Origin of the sequence: Bacillus sp. USDA818B3_A (assembly GCF_009928415.1) — a bacterium.
GTDB lineage: Bacteria > Bacillota > Bacilli > Bacillales > Cytobacillaceae > Neobacillus.
The window spans coordinates 215,081-230,086 of record NZ_JAABNN010000002.1 but is presented as its reverse complement, the minus strand read 5'-3'; the positions used below and the strand labels follow the sequence as shown (position 1 = coordinate 230,086).

The following is a 15,006-nucleotide window of genomic DNA, read 5'->3' as shown; positions in this document are numbered from 1 at the left end:
TTTTGAGTGCTCCTGAAATCGATTACTTTCATTATATATCAAATAGACGAAAAATTCTTCAAATAAGTTTCGGAAGCGTTTTCAGATGAAGGCAGGAAATTCTTTAAGGTTTGTAGAAACTTTTATGGAAGGCGCAAATGGGGTAGGAAAGGGGTAGGAAAGTGCAAAAAATTTTAATTGCTAATCGAGGCGAAATTGCCCTTAGAATTATTAAAACCTGTTCAATGATGGGAATTGAAACCATTGCCATTTATTCCGAAGCCGATAAGGATATGCCCTTTGTAAAATCAGCAACGAAGGCTTTTTGCGTGGGGGAACCGCATGTTAGTAAGTCATATCTTCAAATGGAAAAAATCATAGACATTGCTAAGAGCGAGAATGTGGATGCCATACATCCTGGATATGGATTCCTCTCTGAGAATGCTGTTTTTGCAGAAAAGGTAAAAAATGCTGGAATCATTTTTATCGGGCCTGAGCCTAAAACAATTGAGTTGATGGGGGATAAAATTGTTTCACGCCAAACCATGGAAAAGGCCAATGTCCCAGTCGTCCCAGGAAGCAGCCAAGGAATAAAGACCATCGAAGAAGCATGTAATCTAGCAGAACTGATTGGTTTCCCTGTCATGCTAAAGGCAAGCGGCGGCGGGGGAGGAATTGGCATGGTTCTTTGTGAGAATGAGCAAGCGCTCGTTAAATCTTTTGAAACCACCAAGAAGAGGGCCATGGCTTATTTTGGCTGTGAGGATGTCTTTATTGAAAAATATATATCAAATAGCCGGCATATTGAAGTGCAAGTGTTTGGGGATAATTATGGGAATATTATTCATTTATTTGAGAGGGATTGTTCCATCCAACGAAGACACCAAAAGGTGGTTGAAGAATCTCCTTCCCCATTTCTTAGCGACAACGTACGAAAAAAAATGTTTGCAACAGCGATTAAGGCAGCCCGCGCTGTTCAATATACAAACGCAGGAACGATAGAATTTATTGTCGACCAAGATGAGAATTTTTACTTCTTGGAAATGAACACTCGTCTTCAAGTCGAGCATCCAGTCACAGAAATGATCACCGGGCTGGATTTGGTGAAGTGGCAAATACTAGTTGCCAGCGGTGAAGAACTGCCTCTAAAGCAAGCGGAAATTAGTGCCTCTGGGAATGCTATTGAATTTCGGCTCTATGCAGAGGATCCTGTCCGCTTTTTGCCTTCCCCGGGAAAACTTACTACACTCCAGTGGCCGGAGAAAGAAGGGGCGAGAGTTGATTCTGGTTATGTGGAAGGGGGAACGGTAACTCCTTTCTATGACCCGTTGATTGCCAAATGCATTTTTTATAGTGAATCAAGAGGTAAGGCATTAGAGGCTGCAGCAGGCTTCTTTAAAAATGTAAAAATTGACGGTATAAAAACAAATGTACCGCTTTTCTTAAACATACTTGAAAATGAATCCTTTCAAAATGGAGACTATACCACCCATTTTTTAAATAAAAATAAATAAAGGGGAGAATTTCGATGAAAGAAATTACCGCTTCAATGGCAGGAACTGTCCTGAATGTTTTCGTAGCTAGAGGTGCTCAAGTAAATCCAGGTCAGGAAGTAATCATGCTGGAATCAATGAAAATGGAAATACCAATTGAAAGCGGAACAGAGGGAATCGTCCGTGTTGTAAAGGTCGAGATCGGGGACTTCGTAAATGAAGGGGATGTCTTACTAGTACTGGAATAACTTCTGCTTAAAGGGGGGGAGCATGTTGACAAAAATTAATACGTTGGTCGATCAATTAAATCATCATCGGAGAAAGATTGATGCCGGCGGCCAGCCTAAATACCATGAAAAGGCGAAGGAGCAGAAAAAGCTTTTTTGTCGTGAACGATTATCATTGTTATTTGATGATGGTAAGTATGAAGAGGATGGGAAATTTGCTAACTTTAAAGCTGATGACCTGCCAGCTGATGGTGTCGTAACAGCAATTGGCACGATTAATGGCCAGACCGTCTGTGTAATGGCTAATGACTCGACAATTAAAGCTGGCTCTTGGGGGGCCCGGACGGTTGAGAAGATTATTCGCATCCAAGAGACAGCAGAGAAGTTAAAGGTTCCATTATTTTATCTCGTCGACTCTGCGGGTGCAAGAATCACTGATCAAATTGAAATGTTTCCAAACCGGCGCGGTGCGGGAAGGATTTTTCATAACCAAGTAAAATTATCCGGTATGATTCCTCAAGTATGTATTTTATTTGGACCTTCTGCTGCAGGAGGGGCCTACATCCCGGCATTTTGTGATATTGTCATTATGGTGGATCAAAATGCATCCATGTATTTAGGATCTCCAAGAATGGCTGAGAAGGTAATTGGCGAAAAGGTAACGTTAGAGGAAATGGGCGGTGCCCGGATGCATTGTACGGTGAGCGGCTGCGGGGATGTCCTTAGCCTTACCGAAGAACAAGCCATTGAATCAGCGAAAAAATATATCAGCTTTTTTCCTGCCAGCTTTAAAGAAAAGACGAAACAGATCGCTGGTGTAAGCGCAAAAGAGGGACGGGAATTAGAAGAGATTATTCCTGAAAACCAGAATGCCCCCTTTGATATGTATGAATGTATCGAACGATTAGTTGATAATAATAGTTTTTTCGAAATTAAAAAGTTATTTGCTCCAGAGATTATTACCGGCTTGGCCCGAATCGATGGCAGAGCGGTTGGAATCATTGCTAATCAGCCAAAAATAAAGGGTGGCGTGTTATTTGTAGATTCTGCCGATAAGGCAGCTAAATTTATCCAGCTTTGCGATGCTTTTCATATTCCATTATTGTTTTTAGCTGATGTCCCTGGCTTTATGATTGGTACAAGAGTGGAGCGGGCTGGGATTATCCGCCATGGTGCCAAATTCATAGCGGCAATGAGTTCTGCTACGGTTCCAAAGATTTCCGTAATCGTTAGAAAGGCATATGGTGCGGGGCTTTACGCTATGGCTGGTCCGGCTTTTGAACCAGATTGCTGTATTGCTCTGCCTACTGCACAAATTGCGGTAATGGGTCCTGAAGCAGCTGTCAATGCGGTTTATTCCAATAAGATAAATGAAATAGCTGATCCAAAGGAAAGGGTGGCTTTTGTACAAGAAAAGCATTTAGAGTATAAAGAACATATTGATATTTATAAGCTGGCATCAGAGCTTATTGTGGATGAAATTGCCGCTCCTTCTGAACTAAGAGAAGTTCTAATTCAACGGTTCGCTTATTATGAATCAAAAGATATTACCTTTAGCGAGAGAAAGCATCCTGTATATCCTGTTTGATACCTAAAACCTTTTCGAGAAAAGCTCGAAAAGGTTTTTTTGCATCTATTAACAGGAGACCTTTATTTGATAGAATATTAGCAAGTAGTTCGGTACATAATTTTTCTGATTAAAAGAGGGGTAAACTTTATGAGGATTAGTATTATTGGGGCGGGATCGATTGGATTACTATTCGCAGCCTATCTGAGCCGTGGTTTTAATGTTACCGTTTATACTAGATCTGCGGAACAGGCAGTTGAAATTAATAAAAATGGAATTGTCCTGCTTAATGGTACAGGTGAAACGGTCTCGAAGGTTGAAGCTCTGCCAATAACAGATTGGAAGGGGGAAGAGGATTTAGCCATTATTACGGTGAAACAATATCAGCTTGCCCCGATTATTGAAAGAATAAATCAATTAGACCCACTCCCTAGCAGCCTATTATTTTTACAAAATGGGATGGGGCATTTAAAACAGCTCGAACAACTAGAGGTTCATAATTTGTTTGTGGGATCAGTTGAGCACGGTGCCTTAAAGCAGAATCCATTCACTGTAAAACATAATGGTGCGGGGACGACAAATGCAGCCGTATATCGAGGGGATCCCAGGCTGCTAAAATTGTTTTTGGAAGCTGTTTCTAACGTATTTTCGATGACATACCAAGAAGATTATTATCCTATGCTGGAAAAAAAGTTAATTGCGAACGCCCTGATTAATCCATTAACAGCCATCCTCCAAGTAAAAAATGGAGAACTTATTGATAATCCTTATTATTTTAAGGTATTACAAAATCTCTTTAGCGAAATTACTTTCATTTTGAATCTCAAAAATCCACAAGAAAATTGGAGCCAAGTGATTAAGATTTGTAAACAAACCGCTGATAATCGTTCCTCCATGTTAAAAGACCTTGAAGGTAATCGTCTTACAGAAGTGGATGCTATCGTAGGATATATACTCGATAAAGCCGAAAGCCAAGGAAAGAAATCTTCTCCATTTGAAACGCTTTTTTATCTGATTAAAGGGAAAGAGAAACAAGGGGAGGTCCTAGAGTGAGTACTATTTTTTCATCTGTTTTAACCATCTTTTTTGCGATCCCCATTTTAGGGACCATTCTTGTTTTTACAGTTATAAAGATAACCTTAAAAACTACAAAAAAAGCACTCCATAGGGCTCTTGATTATACAACTATTTTATATATCATATCCGTTCATTTTTTAATCATTACTTTATGGGAAAAATCCTTTTTTTGGTTAATAATACTAGTAATGCTTATGATAGCAATGGTATTTGTTTTCGTTCATTGGAAGGTGAAGCAGGAAATCATCGTAAAACGGGTTTGGAAAGGCTACTGGCGGTTTAATTTTATATTATTCTTTTTCGCCTATTTTCTACTTACCCTTTATGGTTTAGTTTCACGCGCGATCACGTTTAGTTTTTCATCCTAATTTAGAGCAAAAGTTTTCTTTAAATGGAGTAGATAATGTTATACTCTTTAGAGAATGAATCACGGTTACAGAAAGGAAGTACATGAATGGAGATTTTAAATCTCTCTTTGCCTGCAACCAACCGGTTTGCATCAAATTACTTGGAACAATCTGATCTGATCCAGCCTTTTTTTCATTATCGTTATAATGACTTGCAAGACGATTTAAAAAGGGTGTCTGAGTTGAATGATCGATCAATTCCAAGAGAAGAGGTAGCTCGGCATATAGAGAGCTTTATGGAGAGGTTTCCCACTTCAGAAGCTGTAAAGAAATCAATAGAAAAATTAAAACAAGCTGATAGTCTAGTTGTAATTGGCGGTCAACAAGCAGGGATACTTACCGGACCACTCTATTCCATACATAAGATTATCTCAATAATAAAGCTGGCCGAACAAAAAGAACGACTGCTGGGAGTTCCTGTGATTCCCGTTTTTTGGATCGCTGGAGAAGATCATGACTATCAAGAGGTCAATCATGTGTTTGTCCAAAACAAGCAGAATGTAGATAAATGGATTTATCCTGAAAAAGTTCTCCAAAAGAAAATGGTGTCTGATATTGGGCTGAATAAAGATATTTGTCTAACCTGGACTGAGAATTTAATTAAAAATTTCGGTGAAACAGAACATACCAATACACTATTAGCATTTGCAGCAGGACAAATTTCGAAATCAGCCACTTTTGTTGATTTTTTTGCGAACATTGTCATGGAGCTGTTTAAAGATTATGGACTACTAATAGTGGATTCTGGTAATAAGGAGTTTCGTCAGCTCCAAAAAGGGTTTTTCAAACAGCAAATTGAACATCACGATGTGATTACTTTCTCTTTATTAGAACAGCAAAAGCAAATCGAAAAGAAAGGATTCGCACAAGCAATCGATGCCTCTGATAGAGCGGTCAATCTTTTTTACTATGACCAAAGATTAAATGAGAGACTTCTGCTGGAGTTCGATCGTGAAAACGATTGCTTTGTGGGGAAAAGTGGAGCGATTTCTTTTACTAAAGAGGAACTACTATCATTAGCCGATGAAAATCCTGAGGTATTAAGCAATAATGTCGTCACTCGTCCTCTCATGCAAGAATGGCTGTTTCCAACCATCGCCTTTATTGCAGGACCGGGTGAAATTGCTTACTGGGCAGAGCTTAAACTGGTGTTTGAACATTTTCAAATTAAAATGCCGCCAATCGTCCCCCGGCTGAATATAACTTTCTTAGATCGTTCTGTAGAAACAGATCTTACTGAGTTGAATTTAGAGCTGGGCGATGTGTTAAGCAATGGAACAGCAAGAGAGCAGGAAAGATTTTTAGAAGCTATCAAAGATCATGAACTAGAGCAGTTATTTGCAAGTACAGTTGATCTCGTCTCAGCGCAGTATAAATTACTTGAAGCCAAAACAGAGCGCTTGAGCCGCGGTCTCTTACCGATGCTTAAGAAAAATGAAAATTACTTGTTAAAAGAAATTGGTTTTATGCAATCGAAATTAGAGGAAGCAGTGAAATTAAGACACGATACCCTCTTACAAAAATACGCAAGGGTTGACCTTGCCCTGCGTCCTGATGGATTCCCTCAGGAGCGGGTATGGAATATCTTCTATTATTTAAACCAATATGGCCAGAATTTTATCAATCATCTAATGACAGGTCATTTTGAATTCGACGGTTTGCATAAGGTTATAAAACTGTGAGAAAAACTCCACCCTTAGCGGTGGAGTTTTTCTTTTTTTTTCTAAAAAATCATGACTAAAAAAGGATTTTTCACAAAGTGGGGCGAATAGTTAAAAAATAGGTGGTGGAAAGTGGGGGATTGTGGTACATTTTTAATAGAAAGTGGGGGTAATGGGTATGTTCATGGGTGAGTACCATCACAGCATTGATACGAAAGGCCGTCTAATCGTGCCCTCCAAATTCCGTGACGAACTTGGCGACATGTTTATCATCACTCGTGGATTGGATCAATGTTTGTTTGGTTACCCATTACTTGAGTGGGGTCTGATCGAAGAAAAATTAAAAGGACTGCCGCTGACAAAAAAAGATGCCCGTGCTTTCACACGATTCTTCTTTTCCGGAGCAACTGAGAGTGAACTGGATAAACAGGGAAGAATTAATATCCCGGCACCACTGCTGCAATATGCAAAATTAGAAAAAGAATGTGTGATTTTGGGTGTTTCCAATCGAATTGAAATCTGGAGCAAACAGATTTGGGAGGATTATTTTGCAGAATCTGAAGAATCTTTTGCTGAAATAGCAGAAAATATGATTGGCTTTGATATATAATGGGAAAAGTTATATTAATATATTTCTCATATATATCGTTCGATTGGAAAAGGAAGGTACGTAAATGTTTGAACATACAACTGTGTTATTAAATGAAGCTGTCGAAGGATTAAACATTAAGTCAGATGGCATCTATGTGGATTGTACGTTGGGAGGGGCAGGTCATAGCTCTCTCATTCTTTCAAGACTCGGTGCTGAAGGAAGACTCTATGCATTTGATCAGGACGAAACAGCAATTGCTCACGCAAAAGAAAAATTAGCCGAATATGGCGACAAATTAATCATTATTAAGAGTAATTTCTTATATTTAAAAGAAGAGCTTGAGGAACGCGGGATTTATAAGGTAGATGGAGTTTTATATGATTTAGGCGTATCCTCACCACAGCTGGATACTCCTGAGCGGGGCTTTAGCTACCATCATGATGCACCATTAGACATGAGAATGGATAATGATGCTGATATTTCCGCATATGATGTCATCAATCATTGGGCCTATGAAGACCTCGTCCGGATTTTCTTTCGATACGGGGAAGAGAAATTTTCCAAGCAAATCGCTCGGAAAATTGAAAGTGCAAGAGCGAATAAGCCGATTGAGACAACTGGAGAACTGGTTGAGTTAATAAAGGATGCCATTCCAGCACCGGCAAGAAGAAAGGGAGGACACCCCGCCAAGCGAGTTTTCCAAGCAGTTAGAATTGCGGTGAATGACGAGTTGGCTGTGTTTGAACAATCACTAAATCAAGCCATTGAGATACTTAATCCTGAGGGAAGAATAAGTGTGATTACCTTCCATTCACTTGAGGATCGAATCTGTAAGGCTACTTTAAAAAAAGCAAGTGAGACACCACCGCTTCCACCGGGTTTACCCATCATACCAGATGAGTATAAACCTATTTTGAAGCTAGTTTCACGTAAACCCATTCTTCCATCTGAAGCAGAATTGGAGCAAAACAACCGGGCGCGGTCTGCAAAGCTTCGAGTTGCCGAAAAAATTTAGCAGCTCTTAGTACGTGTACCACATGTGCTAATACACGACATGATTATGCAAGAAGATTTAAATTAGATAATAAAATCTGGAGGGGAAGTATTTGAGTAATCTTGCCAGGAAAGTATCAGAGCAGCAACAGCAACAAGTAGAGCAATCGGTTCAAAATAAGCGTCAAGTTAAAATTAAAAAGTACTGGCTGACTCCAGGTGAAAAAATCATTGGAGTGGTGTTTGCCGGAATGGTTTGTTTTGGAGCAACCCATATCATTTCAACCCAATCTAAATTATACGAGGCAAACAAACAACTTCAAATGGTACAAGGTAAGATTAATGAACAAGAAAAAGTAAATGAGGACTTGCAGGTTCAAGTAAGTCAACTAAGCTCTTATGACCGGATTTTCGCAAAGGCCAAGGAAATGGGTTTAATTAAAGATGAAAATAACGTCAAGGTTGTGCAGCAGAAATGAATAAGAAACAGCCATATATGAATGCAGGAGCAGCGATATTGTTTGGGATATTCGGCCTGCTCTTTTTTGTTTTGATTTTTAGGTACTTTTCCATTGAAATATCCGGGGAAGTAAATGGACAGCCGCTTGCTGCCAAGGCGCAGCAGAAATACAACCGGGTGGGAACCTTACCGGCTTCAAGGGGGATAATATACGACCGGAACAAAGTAGTCATTGCCGAGGATACAGCTGCCTACACCCTCATAGCTATTTTGGATAAGAAAATGACTACGAGCCCTAAAAAACCCCAGCATGTAACCAATCTGAATAAAACAGCACGTGAGTTGTCTAAATATATTGATTTAGATGAATCAGAGATTTATAGAATTTTATCAAACGGGAAAAAGGAGAGTCGCTTCCAAGTCGAATTTGGGAAGGCAGGAAGAGATATTGATTACAATACTAAGAAAAAAATTGAAGAATTAAAACTTCCTGGTATTACTTTTTCGCGTGACTCTAAACGCTTTTATCCAAATGGTATTTTCGCTTCCCATGTTGTGGGATACGCTGACCGGCTTAAGCAAGATGATGGAACCTATAAGTCTGTTGGAAAAATGGGAATTGAAAAAACCCTAAATAAACAATTAACAGGAACAAATGGGAAACTAAATTACGAGAGTGATTTATGGGGGTATATACTGCCAGACGGTAATGAAAATATTAAACCCGCACAAAACGGTAACGATGTGTATTTAACGATTGATCAAAAAATTCAAACCTTTCTAGAGGATGCAATGGATGATGTCGTCAAGGACTATAACCCCAAGAAAATTATTGCTATCGTTGCTGATCCGAAAACAGGGGATATTCTAGCAATGGGGCAGCGTCCATCATTTGAACCAGAAAGCAAAGATGGTATTGAGAACAGCTGGCATAACGAAGCGATTGAAACATCGTACGAACCAGGTTCAACAATGAAAATCTTTACCCTTGCTGCTGCTGTTCAGGAAAAGGTGTTTAATCCAAATGAACTCTATAAGTCTGGTTCATATAAAGTAACGGAAAAAAGCCAAGCGATCCACGATCATAATTATTCAGGATGGGGGACGATTTCCTATCTTGAAGGAGTACAGCGCTCGTCCAATGTGGCATTTGCTAAAATTGCTAAAGAAAAGTTAGGCTTCACGACGTACAGAGAATATTTAACAAAATTTGGATTCGACAAACCGACAGGGATTGAACTGCCAGATGAAACATCCGGTAAAATCCAATATCACTACCCGATTGAGAAAATTACCACAGCCTATGGTCAAGGTTCAGCGATTACCGCGATTCAACAGATTCAAGCAGCAACGGCAATCGCAAATGATGGGAAAATGTTAAAACCGCATATCATTGATAAAATTGTTAATCATGATACGGGAAAAACGATTAAAAAGACTTCAGCTGAAGTGGTTTCAACACCGATTTCTGCTGATACAGCAAAGGAAGTACGTGACATTTTAGAAACCGTTGTAACATCGCCAAAGGGAACAGGCGGCCGTTACAAAATTGATGGCTATAGTGTAGCGGGTAAAACAGGTACAGCTAACATCCCAGGAGATAATGGGAAATATCTATCCGGTGTGAATAGTTACATGTTCTCCTTTTTAGGGATGGCACCTAAAGATGACCCGAAATTAATTGTATATGTGGCCGTTCAACAGCCTGAACTTGAAGGGCTTGAGGCTGGTCAAGGCGCAATTCCTGTTTCTGCTATTTTTAATCCTGTTATGAAAAATAGTCTTCAATACTTAAATGTAGAACCTTCCGAGGTAGAGACGGCGGAAATTAATAAACTGCCAGATTTCACAGGAGATTCAGTAGAGGATACCATCAAGAGTGTAACAGAAGATGGATTTGAGCCGGTCATTCTCGGTAATGGGAAAAAGGTTACAGGGCAGCTCCCTAAGGCGGGAAGCACCATTATGGAAGGTGAAAAAGTTATCATAAAAACGGGCGGGAAACTTACTGCTCCGGATATGACGGGCTGGTCGCTCCGTGATGTAATGAAAGTAGCGAGCTTGGCTAATTTGAAATTAAATTCAAAGGGAAAAGGTTTTGTCACCGACCAAAATATTAAACCGAAGGAACCATTAAAAAGTGGGGATTATCTTATTGTCGATTTAAAAACTCCAGAAGAACAATGGACAGATACAGAGAATACAGATGAAGAGGATAATACGGAAGAGCAGACTGTACAAGATTAATGAAAAACCCGCCAATCGGCGGGTTTTTCTGGTGTTCTAGTTCATTGTGTATAACATTTTACAGGTTATACCGTCCAGCTCCAGCGCCTAGGGGCTCGGGGTCATAAGCCAATCCGTCAAGAAGGCTAAAGAACAGCCTTCTCGCCGGCTCGTCTTATGCCTGTCGCCCCTGAACAAGGCGCTTGCGCTTTTGTATTTGGTTGACTGGTTGTCCGTTCTAATCGAAAAAGTACAAGCATATAAATGAACGATAATGAAAGTGGAATAAAGGAGGATCATTCATTATATGCGTGTTTCTAATGTTACTGTTCGAAAACGGCTAATGCTTGCACTATTTGTTGGATTCTTGACCTTCTTGATTATTGACGTTCGTCTAGGATATGTCCAGTTTGTTCTCGGGGATATGCTGACCGATAAGGCAAAGGGTTCTTGGAGCCGGAATATCCCTTTTGAACCTGAACGTGGTAAAATTGTGGACCGTAACGGTACAGCTTTAGCAACAAATATTAGTGCCCCGACTGTCTATGTCATTCCACGGCAAATTAAGGATCCGGCAGCAACAGCGGAAAAACTGGCATCGGTGTTAAATATGTCAAAAGAGACGGCCTATAGGGAAATTACTAAAAGAGCTTCATCTGTCCGAATAAAAGAAGGTCGGAAAATTTCCCATCAAAAAGCAAAAGAAATTAGGGCTCTTGGACTTGAAGGAGTCTATATTGGGGAAGACTCCAAACGGCATTACCCTAATGGCAGTTACTTGTCCCATGTCCTTGGATTTACCGGAGTGGATAATCAGGGGTTGATGGGGCTTGAGCAGTATTATGATAAAGAATTAAGCGGTGAAAGAGGAGCGGTAAAATTTTATGCCAATGCCAAAGGGGAAAGAATGAATGACATGGCAGATGATTATGAGAGTCCCACAAAGGGGCTTGATTTAAAGCTAACCATTGATTCAAAAATACAAACCATTGTTGAAAGAGAATTGGACATCGCAGATGCAAAATACAATCCGGATGGGATTGTTGCGATCGCAATGAATCCCAATAACGGTGAAATATTGGCCATGTCAAGCAGGCCGACGTTTGACCCAGCCAACTTTAGAAATGTTTCTCAGGAGGTATACAATCGAAACCTTCCCGTTTGGTCGACCTATGAACCTGGTTCCACGTTTAAAATTATCACGCTTGCAGCTGCTTTAAATGAGGGGAAAGTCAACTTGGAAGAGGAACATTTTCACGATTCGGGATCTGTTCAGGTGGCAGGTGCAAGGCTAAAATGCTGGAAAAGAGGCGGCCATGGTGATCAAACCTTCCTAGAAGTCGTGGAAAACTCTTGTAATCCAGGGTTTGTTGAGCTGGGTGAACGTTTAGGGAAAGAAAAGTTGTTTAAGTACATTAAAGATTTTGGCTTCGGTCAAAAGACAGGTATTGACTTACAAGGTGAAGGGACAGGTATCCTATTTAATTTAAACAGGGTAGGTCCTGTTGAACAAGCAACAACTGCCTTTGGACAAGGGGTATCTGTTACACCCATTCAACAGATTACCGCAGTCTCTGCAGCAATCAATGGCGGGATTCTTTACAAACCTTATATCGCTAAAGAGTTAATTGACCCCGTTACCAAAGAAGTGGTGATGAGAAATACCCCTGTAGTAAAGAGACGGGTTATTACCGAAAAGACTTCTAAGGAAATAAGAGAGGCCTTAGAAAGTGTTGTCGCAAAGGGCTCAGGGGGAAAGGCATTTATTGAAGGGTACCGGGTCGGGGGTAAGACAGGTACAGCACAAAAAGCTCAAAATGGAAGATATCTTGAAAATAACTTTATTGTTTCCTTCATGGGCTTTGCACCCGCCGATGACCCACAAATCGTTATCTATGTGGCAGTTGATAACCCTAAAGGGGTAACCGCATTTGGTGGTACAGTCAGTGCCCCGATTGTCGGTGCCATCATGAAAGACAGCTTAAGTGCAATGGGTGTACAACCACGCAAGGGCCAAATTGAAAAAGAAATTAAATGGCCGGATGTACCATTAGTAAAGCTGCCGGATTTTGTAGGGATGTCAAAAAGTGAACTTCAAGAGCAGCTTATTAACCTATCCATTGATGCAAGTGGAGAAGGTGATATCGTAGTGAGACAATCACCAGAACCAGGTACTAAAGTGAAGGAAGGTTCGAAAGTAAGACTTTATTTCGGTAAGGGAGAATAAATTAATCAAACATCTCTATATTTAAGGCGGCTGGAATATTTTCCGCCGCCTAAAATTTTTATTACGGATTCATTACTAAATGGTAAAATAAAATATTTTAATGTAAAATAAGATGGACCTTTCTTAAGGAATATATTTAGGCATAAACTGGTAATTAGCTATGTGCGGTAATGAGAGGATTTGAGATAAAATGAAGTTACACAAGCTGCTAAAATCTTTGCATCCGATCGTTCCCTTTATCGGGGAAGATCCAGAAATTACATCAATTGAAAATGATAACAGAAAGGTGCAAAAAGGGAGCTTATTCATTTGCATTAAAGGTTATACAGTGGATGGTCACGACTTTGCGGCATCTGCGGTGGAAAAAGGTGCAGCAGCCATACTTGCTGAAAGACCGTTGGATTTAGACATTCCGGTTGTAATTGTGAACGATACAATGAGAGCAATGGCTGTATTAGCAGACGCTTTTTACGGGCAGCCAACTAAAAGCCTGCACTTAATCGGAATAACAGGAACCAATGGGAAAACCACCACCAGTCATTTAATAGAAAAAATCTTTGCTGATGCTGGGCAGAAGACGGGATTAATCGGTACGATGTATACCAAAATCGCTGACCAAACGATTGAAACCAAAAACACCACGCCTGAAAGTCTAACACTGCAAAAGACATTTAACCAAATGGTGGATGCCGGTGTGAATACAGCCGTAATGGAGGTTTCGTCCCATGCATTAGATCTGGGAAGGGTTCATGGCTGCGATTATGATGTGGCGGTCTTTACAAACCTTACACAAGATCATCTTGATTATCATCAAACAATGGATGAATATAAACGGGCAAAAAGTTTGTTGTTTGCACAGCTTGGGAATACGTTTGATGTTAATAAGCCCAAATTCGCTGTTCTAAATGCAGATGACGCAGCGTCGGAAATGTACAGCCGTTCAACAGCAGCCCATGTTGTTACATATGGAATTGACAAAAAAGCGGATATTCAAGCACAAAACATTCAAATGACCCCAAAGGGGACCACGTTTACGCTTGTGGTCCGAGACATTCACTATCCAATACGTTTACAGTTAATTGGCAAATTTAGTGTGTATAATGTTCTGGCAAGTATTTCGGCTGCGTTGGTTTCAGGACTTGATATTAACGAGATCATTCAATCGATTGAAAGTGTTGAAGGAGTTTCAGGCAGGTTTGAACTTGTCAATGCAGGGCAAGATTTTACAGTCATTGTAGATTATGCACACACACCTGATAGTTTAGAGAATGTCTTAAAAACCGTTCAGCATTTTGCTCGGAAAAGGGTTTTTGTTATTGTGGGCTGCGGGGGAGACCGCGATCGGACGAAACGGCCATTAATGGCGCAAATTGCCTGCCAGTTTGCCACAGATCCTATTTTGACATCAGATAATCCAAGAAGCGAAGATCCGTTAGCAATCTTAAAAGATATGGAGGCAGGCGTGAGCGGGAAAAACTATCAAGTAATCCCAGATCGTCGAGCGGCCATCTTTACAGCCGTCAAACAAGCATCAGCTGGGGATGTCATCTTAATCGCCGGCAAAGGTCATGAAACGTATCAAATCGTTGGCAAGGAAGTTTTAGATTTTGATGACCGGATTGTAGCAAGGGAAGCAATTAAGGGGAGAAGCTCATGTTTTTAGCTTTGAAAGACCTGGTAAATTTGTTTGACGATAGACGAGGCATCCTAGATGACCTGCTGTTCCAGACAGTGGCAGATGATGCTGAAGCAAAACAGCCTCTCGGTTTATTTGTACCTGTGAATAAAAAAAGCGGAGAGCTGCAAGAGGCCATTTCAAAAGGGGCAATTGCCGCCGTTTGGGATAAAGAAGAAACACTTCCGCGCTATACGCCAAGTCAGTTTCCAGTCTTTTTTACAAATGATCCTGCGGAAGCCATAAAAGACATTATAAATTTTTATATCGAAAAATTAGATGGAGAAACGAACAAGCATATGGAGAGAACTAACTTTATCATTTCAAATGAAACACTTCTTAATAAAAATAAACAATCATATGATATAGCTGGGCAATTAGCGAAGCTGTCATTACAAAATAAGCAGGATAGGAGGGGATAA

At 40.2% G+C, this 15,006-nt stretch carries 13 protein-coding genes; all 13 read left to right on the top strand.

Going from position 1 to position 15,006, the window contains the following annotated elements; translation table 11 throughout:
• The first annotated feature begins 161 nt into the window (after positions 1–161).
• The 13 genes from GXK58_RS04230 (at position 162) to GXK58_RS04170 (ending at position 15,006) form a co-directional block, all read left to right on the top strand.
• Complete coding sequence (locus tag GXK58_RS04230; RefSeq protein ID WP_160720180.1) at positions 162–1,493, top strand: acetyl-CoA carboxylase biotin carboxylase subunit; 1,332 nt, start codon at positions 162–164, stop codon at positions 1,491–1,493.
• 14 nt (positions 1,494–1,507) lie between these two features.
• Positions 1,508–1,720, top strand: a complete 213-nt coding sequence (locus GXK58_RS04225; protein ID WP_160720178.1) for a biotin/lipoyl-containing protein — start codon at positions 1,508–1,510, stop codon at positions 1,718–1,720.
• A 22-nt stretch (positions 1,721–1,742) separates the two neighbouring features.
• On the top strand, positions 1,743–3,287 hold the full coding sequence (locus GXK58_RS04220; RefSeq protein WP_160720176.1) for an acyl-CoA carboxylase subunit beta: 1,545 nt from the start codon (positions 1,743–1,745) through the stop codon (positions 3,285–3,287).
• A 129-nt stretch (positions 3,288–3,416) separates the two neighbouring features.
• Positions 3,417–4,319 carry a 2-dehydropantoate 2-reductase gene (locus GXK58_RS04215; protein WP_160720174.1) on the top strand — a complete coding sequence of 301 codons (903 nt, stop codon included), beginning with the start codon at positions 3,417–3,419 and terminating at the stop codon, positions 4,317–4,319.
• Positions 4,316–4,711: a DUF3397 domain-containing protein gene (locus GXK58_RS04210; protein ID WP_160720172.1), complete on the top strand. Its 396-nt coding sequence runs from the start codon at positions 4,316–4,318 to the stop codon at positions 4,709–4,711. Before GXK58_RS04215 ends, GXK58_RS04210 begins: the two co-directional genes overlap by 4 nt.
• 86 nt (positions 4,712–4,797) lie before the next feature.
• Positions 4,798–6,432: a bacillithiol biosynthesis cysteine-adding enzyme BshC gene (bshC, locus tag GXK58_RS04205; RefSeq protein WP_160720170.1), complete on the top strand. Its 1,635-nt coding sequence runs from the start codon at positions 4,798–4,800 to the stop codon at positions 6,430–6,432.
• A 157-nt stretch (positions 6,433–6,589) separates the two neighbouring features.
• On the top strand, positions 6,590–7,021 hold the full coding sequence (gene mraZ / locus GXK58_RS04200) for a division/cell wall cluster transcriptional repressor MraZ (RefSeq protein WP_160720168.1): 432 nt from the start codon (positions 6,590–6,592) through the stop codon (positions 7,019–7,021).
• A gap of 64 nt (positions 7,022–7,085) precedes the next feature.
• Entirely contained in the window at positions 7,086–8,018 is a 933-nt protein-coding gene (gene rsmH, locus GXK58_RS04195; protein WP_160720166.1) for a 16S rRNA (cytosine(1402)-N(4))-methyltransferase RsmH, read from the top strand.
• A 91-nt stretch (positions 8,019–8,109) separates the two neighbouring features.
• Positions 8,110–8,475 (top strand): cell division protein FtsL, encoded by a 366-nt coding sequence (gene ftsL / locus GXK58_RS04190; protein ID WP_160720164.1) that lies wholly within the window; start codon positions 8,110–8,112, stop codon positions 8,473–8,475.
• Positions 8,472–10,703 (top strand): penicillin-binding protein, encoded by a 2,232-nt coding sequence (locus GXK58_RS04185; protein ID WP_160720162.1) that lies wholly within the window; start codon positions 8,472–8,474, stop codon positions 10,701–10,703. The genes ftsL and GXK58_RS04185 overlap by 4 nt, the downstream gene beginning before the upstream one ends.
• Positions 10,704–10,989: 286 nt before the next feature.
• Positions 10,990–12,909, top strand: coding sequence for a stage V sporulation protein D (locus tag GXK58_RS04180; RefSeq protein WP_160720160.1), 1,920 nt, complete (start codon positions 10,990–10,992; stop codon positions 12,907–12,909).
• A gap of 190 nt (positions 12,910–13,099) precedes the next feature.
• The gene (locus GXK58_RS04175; protein WP_160720158.1) at positions 13,100–14,572 is read left to right on the top strand and encodes a UDP-N-acetylmuramoyl-L-alanyl-D-glutamate--2,6-diaminopimelate ligase; all 1,473 of its coding nucleotides are present in this window, start codon (positions 13,100–13,102) and stop codon (positions 14,570–14,572) included.
• On the top strand, positions 14,563–15,006 hold the full coding sequence (locus GXK58_RS04170) for a hypothetical protein (protein WP_160720156.1): 444 nt from the start codon (positions 14,563–14,565) through the stop codon (positions 15,004–15,006). The genes GXK58_RS04175 and GXK58_RS04170 overlap by 10 nt, the downstream gene beginning before the upstream one ends.